Origin of the sequence: Aeromicrobium sp. NPDC092404 (genome assembly GCF_040684095.1) — a bacterium.
Lineage (GTDB): Bacteria > Actinomycetota > Actinomycetes > Propionibacteriales > Nocardioidaceae > Aeromicrobium.
Genome location: NZ_JBFBFI010000001.1, coordinates 38,127 through 54,567, shown reverse-complemented (window position 1 = coordinate 54,567; position 16,441 = coordinate 38,127). Strand labels below are relative to the sequence as shown.

The window sequence follows — 16,441 nt, the reverse complement described above, 5'->3', positions numbered from 1 at the left end:
CGAGGCGTGGGTCTACCAGCGCGGGTGGATGGCCTCGCGCAGGTTGCGGTCGTAGATGTCGCGCACGATGGTGTCGAAGCCTTCGGGCAGCGTCACGTCGGCGGCCGCCGCGTTGGAGCGTGACTGGTTGACGTTGCGCGCTCCGGGGATCGCGGCGGTCACGCCGTCCTGGGCCAGGACCCAGGCGATCGCGGCCTGCGCCGGGTGCACTCCGTCGGGGACCGCAGCAGCGAACTCCTGCGCGGCACGCACGCCGGTCTCGAAGTCGACGCCCGAGAACGTCTCACCCACGTCGAACGCCTCGCCGGACCTGTTGTAGGTGCGATGGTCGTCCGCCGCGAACGTCGTGCTCGTGGTGTAGCGGCCCGACAGCAGCCCCGACGCCAGCGGCACCCGGGCGATGATGCCGACCCCGGCCTCCTTGGCTGCGGGGAGCACCTCGTCGAGCGGCTTGAGCCGGAAGGCGTTGAGGATGATCTGCACGCTCGCCACGTGGGGTCGCGCGATCGCGGTCAGCGCCTCGTCGACCGTCTCGACACTGACGCCGTAGCTCGCCATGACGCCCTCCTCGACCAGCAGGTCGAGGGCGTCGTAGACCTCGTCGCTGGCGAACACCGGGGTCGGTGGGCAGTGCAGCTGCACCAGGTCGAGCGTCTCGACGCCCAGGTTGGCGCGCGACCGATCGGTCCAGGCGCGGAAGTTGTCGAGCGTGAAGTGCACGGGATCCTGCTCGGCCCGGCGTCCCATCTTGGTGGCCACGAAGACGTCGAGCTCGGGGCGGTCGCGGAGGTACTCGCCGATCAGCTGCTCGCTGCGTCCGTCGCCGTACACGTCGGCGGTGTCGAAGAAGGTCACGCCCGCCTCGGTGGCGCTGTCGAGCACCGCGATCGCCTCGTCGTGCGTCACGTCGCCCCAGTCGGCGCCGAGCTGCCAGGTGCCGAGGCCCACGACCGAGACCTCGCGTCCCGTGCGTCCCATCGTCCGTGTGTCCATGTCCGCTCCCCAGTCTCGTCCGACCTACCCGAAGCAGCCTAGATGCGAGAGGCCCGCCCCTCGTCGGCGGTCCGGGGGCGGCGAGGCCTCAGAGCCGGTCCTGCAGCCAGGCGAAGTCCGCCTGGTGCTCGGCCGGACCTCCGGGGGTCTCGCAGATGACCGGGCCGCCCACGGATCGCACGACCGCAGCGAGCTCGTCCGGATCGACCTGGCCCTTGCCGAAGCTCGCGTGCCGGTCGGCGCCGGACCCGAACGCGTCGCGGCTGTCGTTAGCGTGCACGAGATCGATGCGGCCGGTGATCGCGCGGACCTGCTCGACCACGTCGGCGAGGTCGATGCCGCTGGCCCACGCGTGACAGGTGTCCAGGCAGAAGCCGACCTGGTCGGCACCGTCGGCGGCGGAGATCGCCTCCCACACGCCGGCGATCCGTTCCAGGTGCCGGGTCATGGCGTTGTCGCCGCCCGCGGTGTTCTCGATCAGCACCGGCACCTTGAGGTCCGTGGCCTCGACCGCCTTGCGCCAGTTGTCGAACCCCACTGCCGGGTCGTCGTCCTTGTTGACGTGGCCGCCGTGCACGATCAGCCCTTTGGCACCGATCTCGGCCGCAGCATCGACGTGCTGCTGCAGCAGCTTGCGGCTGGGGATGCGGATGCGGTTGTTGGTCGTCGCGACGTTGACGATGTAGGGCGCGTGCACGTAGAGGTCGATGCCGGCAGCCTCGGCGTCGGCCCGCAGCGCGGCTGCTCCCCCGGCGTACCGGACCTCGGGGCCCTTGTAGCCCTGCGGGTCGCCGAGGAAGAACTGCACCAGTGTCGTGTCGCGCGCTCGCGCCTCGGCGATCGGGTCGGCCTGGTCGACGTGCGCTCCGATGCTGATCGTCATGCGTCCAGTCTAGGAACCGCGGCAGACAGCTTCGGCAGCGCGACCGACCGGTTGCCGTTCACGAGCCGCCACCCTCGCCGCCTCGACCGGCATCCGTGCATGACCGGCTGACCGTTGGGTATGCCCATCCGCAGGGATCGACCCCACGGAAGGAACATCATGACTGAGACTCGAGGCACCGTCAGCGACGCGGAACGGTTCGCCAGGGCGGCCGCCGCTGCCGTCGGCGCCGTCTTCCTGCTGGTCGGCGTGCTGGGGTTCATCCCCGGCGTGACGACCGACTACGACACCATGACCTTCGCCGACCACCACAGTGACGCCAAGCTCCTGGGCATCTTCCAGGTCTCGGTGCTGCACAACATCGTGCACCTGCTCTTCGGCGTCGCCGGCCTCTGGGCCGCCAGCCGGACCCGGCTGGTCCCGCAGGTCCTGATCGGCAGCGGCCTGATCTACGGCGTGCTGACGGTCTACGGCGTGCTGGTCGACCACGACTCGAGCGCCAACTTCGTGCCCGTGAACTCCGCGGACAACTGGTTGCACCTCGTGCTGACGGTCGCCCTGATCGGGCTGGGCTTCGTGGTCAAGAAGCGTCTGGACGGCGATCGGGCTGGACGAGCAGCACGCTGACCCCTTCGCCACGGAACATCTGCAGCAGCTCGTCGGGCGCGTCCGGCGTCGTGACGAGATGAGTGATGTCCTCGGGGCCGCCGAACCTGAAGGCCGATGACCGGCTGAGCTTGCTCGCGTCGGCCACCAGGACCACTCGACTCGCGGACCGCAGGATGGCGCGCTTCAGCTGGACGTCCTCGTACGTCGTGGAGGTCAGGCCGTGCGTGGCCGAGGCCGAGCAGGCCCCCACGATGGCGACGTCGGCGCGCACGTCGCGGACCGCATCGATCCCGGCGGCCGTCATCGCGAGACTGTCGGTCTCGACCGTCCCGCCCGGCACCGTGACGTAGGTGCCGGGCTGGGAGGCGAGCGCGGCGGCGGCGTGGAGCGAGAGCGCCAGGGCCGTGATCGGCCGGCCGGCAAGCTGGCGCGCGACCTCGAAGCACGTCGTGCCGTTGTCGATGATGACGGCCTCGCCGTCCTGCACCAGGTCCGCAGCGACCTCGGCCAGCATCGCCTTGCTGCCCTGGTCGCTCCCGAGACGGACCGAGAACGGCAACGGGCTGCCGCGCTTGAACGCCTGACGCGCACCGCCGTGGGTCCGGCTCAGCACGCCGTGCGCCTCCAGCTCCACGAGGTCGCGGCGGATCGTCACGGCCGAGGCACCGGTCAGCCGAGCGAGGTCGACGACCGAGACCTCCTGCCGTCCGCTGACCGCGTGAATGATCGATTTGTGCCGAAGTGATCGTTTCACCTGATCATTCAACCACCTAGGCTGTCGCGGTGACACTCTTGCGACCCGCCCAGCGGGACAACACCCGTGGCCGGCTCGGTGCCTCGCTCATGTTCTTCACCAACGGGGTGCTGTTCAGCTCCCTGCTGCCGAGGTACCCGGAGCTGAAGGAGCAGTTCGACCTGTCCAACGCTGCCTTCGGCCTCACCGTCGTCAGCTTCGCCGCCGGCGCGATCGCCGCTGCCGGGGTGGCTGCACCCCTGATCCGGCGCCTGGGTGCGGCCCGCGTGACGTGGGTCGGGTCGGCCGTCATGGCTGCGGCGATCGCCGCAGCCGGGGCGAGCCCCAGCGTCTGGTGGTTCGCCGCTGCCCTCGTCTTCGCGGGGGTGACCGACGCCGTCGTCGATGCGGGCCAGAACGTCGCCGGCATCGCGGTGGAGCGGTCGTACGGACGGTCCATCATCAACTCGCTGCACGCGCTTTGGAGCCTTGGCGCCGCGACCGGCGGGGCGATCGGGGCGGCGGCGTCCGCCCTCGAGGTCGACATCGGGCTGCAGATGCTCGTCAACGGCCTGGTGTGGAGCCTCATGGCATACCTGGCGAGTCACCTCGTGTCGTCGGCTGCGTCGAACCTTCCGGACGAGGCCTCGGACCGCCCAGCCGCCGCCACCGGGCCGGGCCGCGCCTGGCGTCTGCTGCTCCCGCTCATCCTGCTCGCGATCTGCGGCACCCTGGTCGAGGACGTCGCCAACAACTGGGCCGTGCTGTTCATGCGTGACGAGGTCGAGGCGCCCACAGCCGTCGCCGGCCTCGCGCTGACGGTGATGCTGGGTGCGCAGTTCGTGGGTCGCGTCCTGGGCGACCCGATGACTGATCGGTGGGGACGGGAGAGGGTCGCCCGCGCCGGTGGGGTCCAGATCGCGGTCGGGATGCTCGGCGTCGCCGTCAGCCCGTGGCCGGCCCTCGCCTTTGCCGGGTTCGCGCTGGCCGGTCTCGGCTGCGCGACCCTGGTGCCGGCGGCGTTCGCTGCCGCCGACCGGGTCCCCGGCCTGCCTGCAGGTACTGGCGTCGCGATGCTCGGCTGGCTCATGCGCCTGGGGTTCCTGCTGACCTCGCCCAGCATCGGTGGGCTCTCGGACCTGACGGACCTGCGCGTCGCCTTCGTCATCCCCATCGGTGCCGGCATCGTCGCGGCGACCATGGCCCACCTGGCCCTGCGGCGGCGCTGACGCGACTCAGCGCAGGTCGAGGCGCATCAGCACCCGCGGGAGGCCGTCGATCACCGAGTCGGTGTCACCGGCCTTCGCGAAGAGACGTTCGGAGGGACGGCGGGTGCCGAGCTGTCTCGGGCAACGTCGATGTGTGCTCAAGATGTGCTCACCCGTATCTCAGGCGCCCTACTCATCCGTCATGAACTCTCCAACAGCGCTGAAAACGCAACGCTCTTCCAGGTGCTCCCGGTGGGATTCGAACCCACACTGTGACGGGTTTAAGCCATCTGCCTCTGCCAGTTGGGCTACGGGAGCCTCGGCCAGCCTATCGGCGTACGTCCGGGAGCGAGCCTCTCAGGAACGGCCAGGCGAGATGACGACGGAGTGTGGGCTGCGCCCGTCGAGCAGGAGGGCGATCTGGCGGCGAACCACCGCATCGATCCTCGGCTGCATCGCCGTGGACATGCCGCCGACGTGCGGGGAGATCAGGACGCCCGGGACCTCCCAGAGCGGATGGTCGGCGGGGAGCGGCTCCGGGTCGGTCACGTCCGTGGCGTACCGGATGCGCCCGGCCTGCCGCACCACGGCGTCGGTGTCGGTGACCTTGCCGCGCGAGATGTTGACCACGACAGCACCATCGGGCAGAGCCGCGAGGAAGTCGTCGTCGACCAGGCCCACTGTCTGCTCCGAGAGCGGGACCGCGACCACGACGGCGTCGACGGTCGGCAGCAGGTCGGCGAGCTCATCGGTGCCGTGCACGACCCCGCGCTCGTCCTGACGGCGGCGGCTCGCGACCCGTACGAGCTCCGCATCGAAGCCGATCAGCCGCTTCTCGACCTCGGTGCCGATGCCTCCGTGGCCGAGCAGCATGATGCGGCGGTCCTGCAGGCTGGGCGACCAGCGACGGTTCCACTGCCCCTGCTCGCGGGCGTAGCGGTCGAGCTGCCGCTGCGACGCCAGCAGCAGCGCAATGGCCAGCTCTGCGGTCGACCCCTCGTGGACGCCGATCGCGTTGCAGCACGTGACGCCGGCCGGCAGGGCCTCCAGCACGCCGTCGTGCCCGAGCGTCTGCAGCTGCAGGACCCCGAGCCGCTCCGGGTCGATCCGGCGCAGGCCCTCGGTCGCGTTGGGGTAGCCGCTGACGGCCAGGTCGATGCGGCCCTCCGGCTGGGGCTGCTGCGCGATGTCCCAGACCTCGAGGTCGACGCGGTCGGCCAGGTCGGCGAGACGCTCGAGCCAACCCGCGTCGGGCACGGTGACACGAAGTGCTGCGGTCATGCCTCGATCATGCTCTCGGCTCGAAGCGTTCGAAGTCGTGGGTGCGAGCCCACCGTCAATCCCTGACCATGTCCCAGGCGATGCCGTCGAGGATGTCGTGCTCGCTCGCGACCAGCGTGTCGGTCGCGAGCGGAACGATGTCGATGAGGCGATCGAGGATCAAGGCTCCCCCGCCGATGACGTCGGCCCGGCCGGGGTGCATGAAGGGCAGCGCCCGCCGGTCCGCCACGGACATCTGCACGAGCGAGAGGCAGGCGTGGCGTACGTCGTCGAGCGCCAGCTTGGCACCGTGGATCGTCGCGGAGTCGTACGACGGCAGGGCCAAGGAGTGCGCGGTGACGGTCGTGACGGTGCCCGCGACCCCGACGAACGATCCCACCGGGTCGAGCTGACCGACGACCGGTGCCAGCACGGCATCGAGGTGGTTCATGCACGCGGTCACCTCGGCAACCGTCGGCGGATCGCTCGGGAGGTGACGCTCGGTCAGACGTACGGATCCGATGTCGAGGGACACCGACCACTCGACGTCGTCACCGGTACCGACGACGAGCTCGGTCGAGCCGCCCCCGATGTCGACCACGAGCGTCCGGACCGGCTCGAGGTCTCGCGTCGCGCCGAGGAAGGAGGCCCGGGCCTCGTCGAGGCCGGCCAGGACGATCGGACGCACGCCGAGGATGCCCTCGACCGCGTCCTCGAGCTCGACGGCGTTGTCGGCGTCCCGCACCGCCGAGGTGGCGCAGAACCGGACCTCGTTGACGCCGAACATCGCGATGAGCTCGGCGTACTCGCGCGTCGCCTGCAGCGTGCGGGCGATGGCCTCCTCGGCGAGGTGCTTCGTGCGGTCGACGTCCTGTCCGAGGCGGACGATGCGCATCTCGCGGACCAGGTCGACCTTGTGGTCGGCTCCGACATCGCTGACCAGCAGGCGGATCGAGTTGGTCCCACAGTCGATCGCGGCCACGCGTCTGCGCTGATCAGGCATGCGACGAGCGTATCGGCAGCGCGTGCGCCGAGCTCAGCAGTCCGTCAGGTCGCCGTCGGGGCCGGGCCGCAGGAGTTGCCGGCCCACCACTCGCCGAGCAGCTGCAGCGCCTCGTCGCCGAGCGGGTTGACGCCAGGGCCCTTGGCCAGGGAGTGGCCGACCAGCACGTGCAGGCACTTGACCCGGTTCGGCATCCCGCCGGCCGTGATCCCGTCGATCTCGGGCACGTGGGCGATCGCCTCGCGCTCCGCCAGGTACGCGTCGTGGGCGCGAGCGTAGGCCGCCGCCAGGTCCTCGTCCTCGGCGAGCCGGTCGCTCATCTCCTTCATGAGGCCCGACGCCTCGAGCGTGCCGATCTCACCGGCGAGCCGGTCGCAGGTCAGGTAGAACATCGTCGGGAAGGGCGTCCCGTCGTCGAGCCGGGGCTCGGTCTTCACGACGTTCGGGTGGCCCGAAGGGCACCGCGACACGACCTCGAGGATGCCCCGAGGCGTACGGCCGAGCTGCTCGGCCACGGCATCGAGATCTGCCTGGTCGACGTTCACTTCTTCTTCAGCACCTTGTCCGGATCGGTCGTGGGCCTGGTCGGCTTGGGCGTCTTGCCCGACTCCTTGACGCTGCCCCAGAGCTTGTCGTACCACTCGGTCTCGCTCGTCGCGGTGGGCGGCGCATCGAGCGTCGGCACGTCACCCTTGACGTTGCCGTCGGTGCCGATCACGCGGTAACCGACCTCGCCCGGGATGACCCAGCCGAACCGCTCCTTGGCCTGCTGCTTGACGTACGCCGGGTCCTCCCAGCGGAGCTTCTGGTCCTCGAGCGCGAGGATCTGCTGCTTCTGCATGACGATCTTGGCCTTGGTGGCCTGGTTCTCGCTGCGCTGCTCCCACCACGCGTGCAGCGTGGAGGTGTAGGACGCGATCAGCAGCAGCACGACCGACAGCAGCACGATCGCCCGCGTCGTCAGCTGGGGACCGGTGCCCGCGCTGACCGTCGCAGTCCGCGGCGTACGGTTGCGGGCCGCTCCCCGCGCTCCGCCGCCGCGTGCCCCACGCTCGGCCGGACGCCGCCCGCGATCGGGCGGCCTCCGGCCGGGGCCACGTGGGGGACGCGAGGCCATGCGGACCTAGAGCGCCAGCCGCGGGAAGGCGGAGGCGCCGGCGTAGGTCGCGGACGACCCGAGGGCCTCCTCGATGCGCAGCAGCTGGTTGTACTTGGCCACCCGGTCCGATCGAGCCGGCGCACCGGTCTTGATCTGGCCGCAGTTGGTCGCGACCGCGAGGTCGGCGATCGTGGTGTCCTCGGTCTCGCCCGAGCGGTGGCTCATCATGCAGGCGAAGCCGTGACGGTGAGCGAGGTCCACCGAGTCGAGCGTCTCGGTCAGCGAGCCGATCTGGTTGACCTTGACGAGGAGCGCGTTGGCCGCGCCCTCGGCGATGCCGCGCGTCAGTCGCTCGACGTTGGTGACGAACAGGTCGTCGCCGACGATCTGCACGTCGTCGCCGAGGTTGTCGGTCAGCGTGGTCCAGCCGGCCCAGTCGTCCTCGTCCAGCGGGTCCTCGATCGAGACGATCGGGAACGCCGCGACGAGCTCGGCGTAGTAGGCCGACATCTCCTCGGCGGTCTTCTGCTGGCCCTCGAACGCGTACGTGCCGTCGGCGAAGAACTCAGAGGCGGCGACGTCGAGCGCGAAGGCGATGTCGGTGCCCACGGTCAGGCCGGCGTTCTCCACGGCGGTCGAGATGAGCTCGAGCGCGGCGCGGTTGGAGTCGAGGTTGGGCGCGAAGCCGCCCTCGTCACCCAGGCCGGTGGACAGCCCCTGCTTGTTGAGCACCGACTTGAGCGAGTGGTAGACCTCGGCACCCATGCGAAGCGCTTCGGAGAACGTCGGCGCACCGATCGGCGCGATCATGAACTCCTGCACGTCGACGTTGCTGTCGGCGTGCGAGCCACCGTTGAGGATGTTGAGCATCGGGACCGGCAGCACGTGGGCGTTGGGACCGCCGACGTAGCGGAACAGCGGCAGGTTGGCCGAGTCGGCGGCAGCCTTGGCCGCGGCGAGCGAGACGCCGAGGATGGCGTTGGCGCCGAGCTTGGCCTTGTTGTCGCTGCCGTCGAGATCGATCATCGCCAGGTCGATGGCGCGCTGGTCGTCGGCGTCGAAGCCGGCCAGTGCGGGGCCGATCGTGTCGTTGACGCCGGCGACGGCCTTGAGCACGCCCTTGCCGACGTAGCGGTCGCCGCCGTCACGCAGCTCGACGGCCTCGAACGCGCCGGTGGAGGCGCCGGAGGGCACCGCCGCACGGCCGATCGTGCCGTCGTCGAGGGCGACCTCGACCTCGACGGTCGGGTTGCCCCGCGAATCCAGAATTTCCCGTGCGCCGACGGCGTCGATGCGTGCCAAGACTGCTCCTCTTTAGCTGATGGACGTGCGAGCCCAAGCCTAGTCCCGTCGACCCGATGCCCAGCACCGCCTCGCTGGCGTGGGACGAAGCGGTTGCCGCCCGACCTCCGAGCGGTGATCGGGCTAGGCGAGGAGGCGCACGGCTCGGCGGAGAACCTCTTCGGCGTCCTGGCCCTGGTCACGGGCCTCGAGGACGAGCCTCAGCAGCCGGGCGCCGAGATCGTCGCCACTGACGTCGGTCTCGCCGACCCGGCCGAGGACCTTGTCGGCGTACGCCAGGGCGGGCAGCGTCGCCGGGATGCCCTCGAGCACGGAGGCGCGCTGCTTCTCGGTCGCCTTCAGCCGCTGCCAGTTGGCGTCGACCTCTTCGGCGCTCGACACGGTCGCGTCCCCGAAGACGTGCGGGTTGCGGTAGACGAGCTTCTCGGCGATCCCGGCCGCGACGTCGTCGATGTCCCAGCCCTCGCCCTCCGCGGCGATCCGGGCGTGGAACACGATCTGCATCAGCAGGTCGCCGAGCTCCTCGCGGAGATGGTCGCTGTCGCCGTTGTCGAGCGCCTCGAGCGTCTCGTGCGCCTCCTCCAGCAGGTAGTGGCTGAGCGTCTCGTGCGACTGCTGCGCGGTCCACGGGCACTCCCGGCGCAGTCGGTCCATGATCTCCACGACGTCGAGCAGGGCGGAGCCGGGCAGGTCGTACGAGCCGAACACGACCTCGACGTCCGAAGCCTCTCCCCCGTCCGCCATCAGGCCGTCCGCGATCGTCCGGGCCCACGCGGTGTCCCCCGTCGGCGCGATCCAGACGGCGTCCGGTGCGTACGACGGACGGTCGGCAGTGACCTCGACCTCGATGCCGGAGGCGACGATCGCCCGCACGTGCGGGTCGTCGACCGACGCGCGGACGAACGCAGCGTCGCGCAGCGCGTCCCAGGCAGCGAGGGTCAAGATCCCCGGGGCCACCCGCGGGCTGAGGACGACGATGCGCATCAGCTGCAGCGTTGCGCTGCCGGCAGCTGGTTGGGCTCGTCCTCGCCGAGATCGGTCGGGGCCGCGGACAGCGAGCCCGTCGCCGCCACGGTCTCGGCCGAGTCGCTGAGCCCGAAGCGCGGGGCGAAGTCGACGTCGTAGTCCTTGAACGCCTTAATGATCACGGTCTGGCCGGCGCCGGCGAGCTGCTCGGAGTTCTCTTCGGTGACCGGCTGCCCGGCAGCCTTCGCGCCGAGCGCGACCTGGAGCTCGAACAGCTCGCGGCTGTCCTCGATGACCTGCGCGACGACCTTGGGGTCGATGCCCTTGTAGGCCGCGGCGACGCGGTCCAGGTCCGAGTCGGGCACCTCGTAGCTCGCGGGCTCAGGGCGGGCCACGCCCTCCTCGTCGGCCAGCTTGCGGGCGACGATCAGCGAGACCGTCCTGGCCACGGCCTGCCGACGGATCTCGGCGTTGTCCTCGGAGGGAGCCGCGCCCTGCTCCTTGGCGGCCAGGATCGAGTTCAGGCAGTAGACCTCGGCGGTCTCGTCGACGGACTTCATCGAGATGGTCTTGTCGTCGACGACGGCGGCTGCGCCGGGATGCGTGCTGCCGCATCCGCCCAGCGTCAGGACCGCGAGGACGAGAACCGCAGCGCGTGCACGAGTGAGCATGCTCACACGGTATCCGAGCCGCTCGCGGCACCGGTGGACGGCTGCTCCGACCGTGCGGGCGCCGGGACGAGGGTGTCGACCACGGTGCGGGTCCACTCCAGGAGCTCCCGCCCGACCAAGGGCTTGCCACCGACCGGCGCCGTCTTGGGCCGCGGCACCAGCGCGACCTCGGCGGCGACCTTGTAGGTGCTGCGCGGATAGATCCGCTGCAGCCGCATCTGCGCGGAGTCGGGCAGCTTGAGCGGCGCGAAGCGGACATTCGGGCCGGCGGCCGTGACCTCGGTGAGGCCCGCCTCGCGCACCCGCACGCGCAGCCGCGCGACGTCGAGCAGGACCTCGACGGCCTCGGGCGGGTTGCCGTAGCGGTCGACCAGCTCGGCGCGCAGCTCGTCGACGTCCGACAGCGCGCGTACGTCGGCCAGCCGCTTGTACATCTCGAGGCGCAGCCGCTCGCTCTGCACGTAGTCGTGCGGCAGGTGCGCCTCGATCGGCAGCTCGATCTTGACCTCGCGCTCCGGCTCGGCGTCGCCGCGGAACTCCGCGACCGCCTCGCCGACCAGCCGGACGTAGAGGTCGAAGCCGACGTCGGCGATGTGTCCCGACTGCTCACCGCCGAGCAGGTTGCCGGCGCCGCGGATCTCGAGATCCTTCATCGCCACGGCCATGCCGCCGCCGAGCTCGGAGTGCTGCGCGATCGTGGCGAGTCGGTCGTGCGCGGTCTCCGTCAGGGGCTTCTCGGGCGGATAGAGGAAGTACGCGTACGCGCGCTCGCGCGATCGGCCGACCCGGCCGCGCAGCTGGTGCAGCTGCGACAGGCCCAGGGTGTCGGCGCGCTCGATGATCATGGTGTTGGCGTTGGACACGTCGAGGCCGGACTCGACGATCGTGGTGCAGACCAGGACGTCGTAGCGCTTCTCCCAGAAGTCGACCATGACCTCCTCGAGCTGGTGCTCACCCATCTGCCCGTGCGCCGCGGCGACCCGCGCCTCGGGCACGAGGTCCTTGATGCGGGCGACGGCCTTGTCGATCGACTGCACCCGGTTGTGGATGAAGAACGCCTGGCCCTCCCGCAGCAGCTCGCGGCGGATCGCGGCGACGACCTGCCGGTCCTCGTAGGGGCCGACGAACGAGAGCACCGGATGGCGCTCCTCGGGCGGCGTCGCGATCGTCGACATCTCGCGGATGCCGGTGATCGCCATCTCTAAGGTGCGCGGGATGGGGGTCGCCGACATCGAGAGCACGTCGACCGCGGCCCGCAGCATCTTCATGGCTTCCTTGTGCTCGACGCCGAACCGCTGCTCCTCGTCGACGATCACGAGGCCGAGGTCCTTGATCTTCACGCCGGGCTGCAGGAGCCGATGGGTGCCGATGACCATGTCGATCGAGCCGTCGGCCAGGCCCGCGAGGGTCTCCTTGGACTCCTTCTCGGTCTGGAACCGCGACAGCGGCTTCATCGTGACCGGGAACTGCCCGAAGCGCTCGGCGAACGTCGCGAAGTGCTGCTGCACGAGCAGGGTCGTCGGGACGAGCAGGATGACCTGCTTCCCGTCCTGGATCGCCTTGAACGCCGCACGCACCGCGATCTCGGTCTTGCCGTATCCGACGTCGCCGCAGACCAGCCGGTCCATCGGCACGGTCCGCTCCATGTCGCGCTTGACCTCGTCGATCGTGACGAGCTGGTCAGGCGTCTCCACGAACGCGAACGCGTCCTCGAGCTCGGCCTGCCAGGGCGTGTCCGGGCCGAACGCGTGCCCCTTGGTGGCCTGGCGCGCGGCGTAGAGCTTGATGAGCTCCCCGGCGATCTGGCGTACGGCCTTGCGGGCCTTGTTCTTGCGGCTGGTCCAGTCCGCACCGCCGAGCTTGTCGAGGCTCGGCGACTCGCCACCGACGTAGCGGCTGATCTGGTCGAGCTGGTCCATCGGGACGAACAGCCGGTCGGCGGGCTGTCCTCGCTTGGAGGGGGCGTACTCGACCACGAGGTACTCGCGCGCAGCACCCTGCACGACCCGCTGCATCAGCTCCACGTAGCGGCCGACGCCGTGCTGCTCGTGCACGACGAAGTCGCCGGTCTTGAGCTCGAGCGGGTCGACCTGCTTGCGCCGGCGCGCCGGCATCTTGCGCTCCGTGCGGTCTGCTGCCCGCTGGCCGACCAGGTCGTCGTACGTCAGCACGGCGAGCTGCAGCGGCGGCGACACGAAGCCGTGGTCGAGCTCGCCGCAGGCCACCTGCACGACGCCGGGCGACGGCGCCGTGACCTCGTCGTCGAGCGCGGCCGCGACGTCGTTCTCCGCGAGCCACTCGCTGGTGCGCTGCGCCTGGCCGTGGCCCGGGGCCACGAACACGACGCGCATGCCCGCCGCGACCCACGCCTTGATGTCCGCGAGCGCGGCCGTGGTGTCACCGCGGTAGGCCGCGGCAGCCTCCATCTCGACGGAGCGGGTCTGGTCGTCCGTGTCCAGGCCGAACGGCGAGACGGTGAACCAGGTGTGGCCGAGGCCGAGCGTCGCCAGGCGTACGTCCTCGAGCGTGCGGAACGCAGCCGAGCCGAGGTCGATCGGCGCCTCGGCGCCAGTCGCGGCGGCAGCCCACGACGCCTGCAGGAACTCCTCGCTCGTGGCCACCAGGTCGGCCGCCCTGGCTCGAATGCGTTCCGGGTCCATCAACAGGACTGAGGACTGAGGTGGGAACAGCTCGACGAGCATCTCCATCTCGTCGACCAGCACCGGGGTCAGCGACTCCATGCCCTCGACGGCGTGGCCCTGCGAGATCTTCGTGAAGATCTCGGAGAGCGACGGATGGGCCACGGCCAGCTCGGCGGCGCGCGCCTTGACCCGGTCGTCGAGCAGCAGCTCGCGGCACGGCGGCGCCCACACGTGGGTGACCTCTTCGAGAGTGCGCTGGTCGGCCACCGCGAAGCGGCGGATCTCGTCGACCTCGTCACCCCAGAACTCGATGCGGAGGGGGTGCTCTTCGGTCGGCGGGAACACGTCGATGATGCCTCCGCGCACGGCGAACTCGCCGCGTCGCTCGACCAGGTCGACCCGCGAGTAGGCGGCGCCGGCCAGCCGGCGCACGACCTCGTCGAGAGCGATCTCGTCGCCCTGGTGCAGCTCGACGGGCGTCAGGTCCGCCAGCCCCTTGACCTGCGGCTGCAGCAGCGACCGGACCGGAGCGACCACGACGCGGATCGGGCCGGTGGAGGTGTCCTCGGCGTTGTCGGCCGTCGGATGGACCAGGCGGCGCAGCACGGCCAGTCGTCGGCCGACGGTGTCCGAGCGCGGCGAGAGCCGTTCGTGCGGCAGCGTCTCCCAGGCGGGGAAGTACGCGACTGCCTCCGGCCCGAGCAGCTCGCCCAGCTGGGTCACGAGGTCCTCGCCCTCCCGCGCCGTGGCGGTCACCGCGAGGACCGTCGACTGCTGAGCCAAGGCATGCGTGAGGAACGGCCGCAGGGGCGCCGGCGCCTGCACGTTGAGCGTGCTGACCCCGTCGGTCCGGTCGGCCAGCACCGCGGCGATCGTCGGATCGCTCGCCACCAGCGAGGAGAGCCGAGCCAGTCGTGACGTACCCATCACCTGTTGAACGCGCTCTGGGTCGGTTCCAGTCCCTGCACCATGAGGCTCTCGACGGCATCAGCCGCCTCCTCGACGTACGTCGGCAGGTCCTTGCGCTCGGTGGAGCTGTAGGCCTTGAGCACGAAGTCGTGGACGCTCTGCTGGCCGGGCGGCCGGCCGATGCCCACGCGTACGCGGAAGAAGTCGCCGGTGCCCAGTGACTGGCGGATCGACTTGAGCCCGTTGTGGCCGTTGTCGCCGCCGCCGAGCTTGACCCGCAGCATCCCGAAGTCGATGTCGAGCTCGTCGTGAATCACGACGAGATGGTTGGGCTCGACGTCGTAGAACGAGGCGAGCGTCGACACCGGGCCGCCGCTCTCGTTCATGTACGACCGGCACCGCCCGAGGACGGCCCGCTCACCGGCGAGGCGACCCTCGATGACGTCGGCGCGGCCGGACTTGTGCTTCTTCCAGGATCCGCCCGCACGGGCGGCGAGCACGTCGGCCACGAGGTAGCCGACGTTGTGACGAGTGCTGGCGTACGTCGGGCCCGGGTTGCCGAGCCCGACGACCAACCAGGTCACTCGGACTCGGAGCTCTCCGCAGCCTCGCCCTCGGCCGACTCGGACGCGGCCTCGGCCTCTTCGGCGTCGGTCGGGTCGTGCTCGATGCCGGCCTCGGCCTCGGCCTCGGCGAGCTCGGCGTCGAGCTGGGCCTCGGTGGGTGCCGCGGTGATGTTGACGATGAGGATCTCGGGATCGACCGCGAGCGTCGAGCCCTTGGGCAGCTCGAGGTCGCTGGCGTGGATCTGGGCGCCGGCGTCGAGGCCCTCGACCGAGACCTCGAAGGACTCGGGGATGTGGGTCGCCTCGGCCTCGACGGAGATCGTCGAGTTCTCGAGGATGACGAGGTTGCCGCTGACGGCGTCGCCGACGACGTTGATGCGGACGTCGACCGTGACCTTCTCGCCCTTCTTGACGATCAGGAGGTCGGCGTGCTCGATGAAGCCCTTCAGCGGGTCACGCTGGACCTGCTTGGGGATCGCGAGGTGCTGCTCGTCGCCGAGGTCGATCGTCAGCAGCGCGTTGGAGTTCTTGAGCGCCAGCATGAGCTGGTGGCCCGGCAGCGTCACGTGGACGGGGTCAGAGCCGTGTCCGTAGAGGACGGCGGGCACGTTGTCGGCGCGACGGATGCGGCGGGCGGCGCCCTTGCCGAACTCGGTGCGCGTCTCGGCGGCGATCTTGATCTCAGCCATGGGGAAAATGTCTCCTGAAGAGTGTTGCGTGAAAGTCGGGTGTCACCAGGCGCTCGACACAGCACTCCGTGGAGCGCCCTGTCGATCACGGCCCGTCAAAGGACCCTCGCCGAGGCAACCTGACGATCTTATCGCAGCGGTGCGTGAGCCGGAAATCCGTCGGACCCCCGTCCGCCACTGAGGCCGCCCGCGGCCGGACGTGAGCGAGACGAGGCGAAGATTCGAGAGATGACCTCGCTCAGGGAGCGTGATCAGACCGGGAGCGGCTTGTCCCACTCGGTGACGTTGACCGCGATGCGCTGCCCCTGTCCGGGAACCCACTGCACCTGCACTCCCTGCCGCCGCAGCGCCTCGACGACTTCCCCGGCCACCACCTCCTCCGACCCCAGCACGATCTGCCGACGAGCTTCTTGGTCACCCCCGTCGGCGAGTGCCCACAGGTCGGGCGATCGTTCCGCCGTGAAGTCGCCGAGCGCGGAGAACGACCCATACGCGAGGAACAGGACGGCGGGACGATCGGCGAGCCGTTCGGAGTCCTGTTGGTGGAAGAAGACGTAGCCGCGCTCCTCCCCGGTCGTCTTCTCGTCCACGATCTCCGCGTGTCCGCATGACTGGCAGCAGGTGAAGTTCATCCGCGCAACGATGCCGCGTCCGGAGAGGTCCTCGAAAGCGGCGCTGAGACGCGCATAGTCGCCGTCACCCGACCACTTCTGCTGTCGCTGCAGACGTTCGGCCCAGCGCTGGTCGAGAACGCGCTGGATCGTCTCGCCAGAGGCAGCATCCTCGAAGTACTCCCGTGTCAGCTCGGCAATTGCGGACTTGGTTTCGAACGCCGCCTCCACCATCGCGGCAACGTGAGCATCGACGTCTTCCTCGGCCGGCGGCTCCACCACGGGAGGTGGCTCAGC

At 70.2% G+C, this 16,441-nt stretch carries 17 protein-coding genes and 1 tRNA gene; 2 read left to right on the top strand and 16 right to left on the bottom strand.

All coding sequences use genetic code 11. The features are described from left to right. Window positions 1–12: 12 nt before the first annotated feature. Complete coding sequence (locus tag AB0N22_RS00290) at window positions 13–993, bottom strand: aldo/keto reductase (RefSeq protein WP_364634433.1); 981 nt, start codon at window positions 991–993, stop codon at window positions 13–15. Window positions 994–1,081: 88 nt separating this feature from the next. Then, window positions 1,082–1,876: a deoxyribonuclease IV gene (locus AB0N22_RS00285; protein WP_364634430.1), complete on the bottom strand. Its 795-nt coding sequence runs from the start codon at window positions 1,874–1,876 to the stop codon at window positions 1,082–1,084. 159 nt (window positions 1,877–2,035) lie between these two features. Here AB0N22_RS00285 and AB0N22_RS00280 point away from each other — a divergent pair, with 159 nt between their 5' ends. Beyond that, a complete protein-coding gene (locus tag AB0N22_RS00280; RefSeq protein WP_364634428.1) occupies window positions 2,036–2,503 on the top strand; it encodes a DUF4383 domain-containing protein in 468 nt (155 codons plus the stop codon). Here the strand turns inward: AB0N22_RS00280 and AB0N22_RS00275 are convergent. Further along, a complete protein-coding gene (locus tag AB0N22_RS00275; RefSeq protein WP_364634425.1) occupies window positions 2,457–3,239 on the bottom strand; it encodes a DeoR/GlpR family DNA-binding transcription regulator in 783 nt (260 codons plus the stop codon). The genes AB0N22_RS00280 and AB0N22_RS00275 overlap by 47 nt on opposite strands. A 29-nt stretch (window positions 3,240–3,268) precedes the next feature. Here AB0N22_RS00275 and AB0N22_RS00270 point away from each other — a divergent pair, with 29 nt between their 5' ends. Next, window positions 3,269–4,447: an MFS transporter gene (locus AB0N22_RS00270; protein ID WP_364634423.1), complete on the top strand. Its 1,179-nt coding sequence runs from the start codon at window positions 3,269–3,271 to the stop codon at window positions 4,445–4,447. A 6-nt stretch (window positions 4,448–4,453) separates the two neighbouring features. Here the strand turns inward: AB0N22_RS00270 and AB0N22_RS00265 are convergent, their stop codons facing one another. From AB0N22_RS00265 to AB0N22_RS00205, 13 genes are all read right to left on the bottom strand, one after another. Next, window positions 4,454–4,588 carry a hypothetical protein gene (locus AB0N22_RS00265; protein ID WP_364634420.1) on the bottom strand — a complete coding sequence of 45 codons (135 nt, stop codon included), beginning with the start codon at window positions 4,586–4,588 and terminating at the stop codon, window positions 4,454–4,456. 82 nt (window positions 4,589–4,670) lie between these two features. Then, window positions 4,671–4,744: transfer RNA gene (locus AB0N22_RS00260), tRNA-Leu, on the bottom strand. A 39-nt stretch (window positions 4,745–4,783) separates the two neighbouring features. Continuing rightward, window positions 4,784–5,707, bottom strand: coding sequence for an NAD(P)-dependent oxidoreductase (locus AB0N22_RS00255; protein ID WP_364634417.1), 924 nt, complete (start codon window positions 5,705–5,707; stop codon window positions 4,784–4,786). 55 nt (window positions 5,708–5,762) lie between these two features. Further along, window positions 5,763–6,689, bottom strand: a complete 927-nt coding sequence (locus AB0N22_RS00250; RefSeq protein WP_364634414.1) for a Ppx/GppA phosphatase family protein — start codon at window positions 6,687–6,689, stop codon at window positions 5,763–5,765. A gap of 44 nt (window positions 6,690–6,733) precedes the next feature. Then, on the bottom strand, window positions 6,734–7,234 hold the full coding sequence (locus AB0N22_RS00245) for a DUF501 domain-containing protein (RefSeq protein ID WP_364634411.1): 501 nt from the start codon (window positions 7,232–7,234) through the stop codon (window positions 6,734–6,736). Further along, a complete protein-coding gene (locus tag AB0N22_RS00240) occupies window positions 7,231–7,806 on the bottom strand; it encodes a septum formation initiator family protein (RefSeq protein ID WP_364634409.1) in 576 nt (191 codons plus the stop codon). Before AB0N22_RS00240 ends, AB0N22_RS00245 begins: the two co-directional genes overlap by 4 nt. A 6-nt stretch (window positions 7,807–7,812) precedes the next feature. Further along, window positions 7,813–9,090, bottom strand: coding sequence for a phosphopyruvate hydratase (gene eno, locus AB0N22_RS00235; protein WP_364634407.1), 1,278 nt, complete (start codon window positions 9,088–9,090; stop codon window positions 7,813–7,815). A gap of 123 nt (window positions 9,091–9,213) precedes the next feature. Then, window positions 9,214–10,074, bottom strand: a complete 861-nt coding sequence (locus tag AB0N22_RS00230) for a MazG family protein (RefSeq protein ID WP_364634405.1) — start codon at window positions 10,072–10,074, stop codon at window positions 9,214–9,216. Continuing rightward, window positions 10,074–10,727 carry a hypothetical protein gene (locus AB0N22_RS00225; protein ID WP_364634402.1) on the bottom strand — a complete coding sequence of 218 codons (654 nt, stop codon included), beginning with the start codon at window positions 10,725–10,727 and terminating at the stop codon, window positions 10,074–10,076. The genes AB0N22_RS00230 and AB0N22_RS00225 overlap by 1 nt, the downstream gene beginning before the upstream one ends. A gap of 2 nt (window positions 10,728–10,729) precedes the next feature. Next, a complete protein-coding gene (mfd, locus tag AB0N22_RS00220) occupies window positions 10,730–14,296 on the bottom strand; it encodes a transcription-repair coupling factor (RefSeq protein ID WP_364634399.1) in 3,567 nt (1,188 codons plus the stop codon). Further along, on the bottom strand, window positions 14,296–14,862 hold the full coding sequence (gene pth, locus AB0N22_RS00215; protein ID WP_364634396.1) for an aminoacyl-tRNA hydrolase: 567 nt from the start codon (window positions 14,860–14,862) through the stop codon (window positions 14,296–14,298). The genes mfd and pth overlap by 1 nt, the downstream gene beginning before the upstream one ends. Beyond that, the gene (locus tag AB0N22_RS00210; RefSeq protein ID WP_364634394.1) at window positions 14,859–15,533 is read right to left on the bottom strand and encodes a 50S ribosomal protein L25/general stress protein Ctc; all 675 of its coding nucleotides are present in this window, start codon (window positions 15,531–15,533) and stop codon (window positions 14,859–14,861) included. Before AB0N22_RS00210 ends, pth begins: the two co-directional genes overlap by 4 nt. 251 nt (window positions 15,534–15,784) lie before the next feature. Further along, the gene (locus AB0N22_RS00205; RefSeq protein WP_364634391.1) at window positions 15,785–16,426 is read right to left on the bottom strand and encodes a hypothetical protein; all 642 of its coding nucleotides are present in this window, start codon (window positions 16,424–16,426) and stop codon (window positions 15,785–15,787) included. Window positions 16,427–16,441 lie beyond the last annotated feature (15 nt).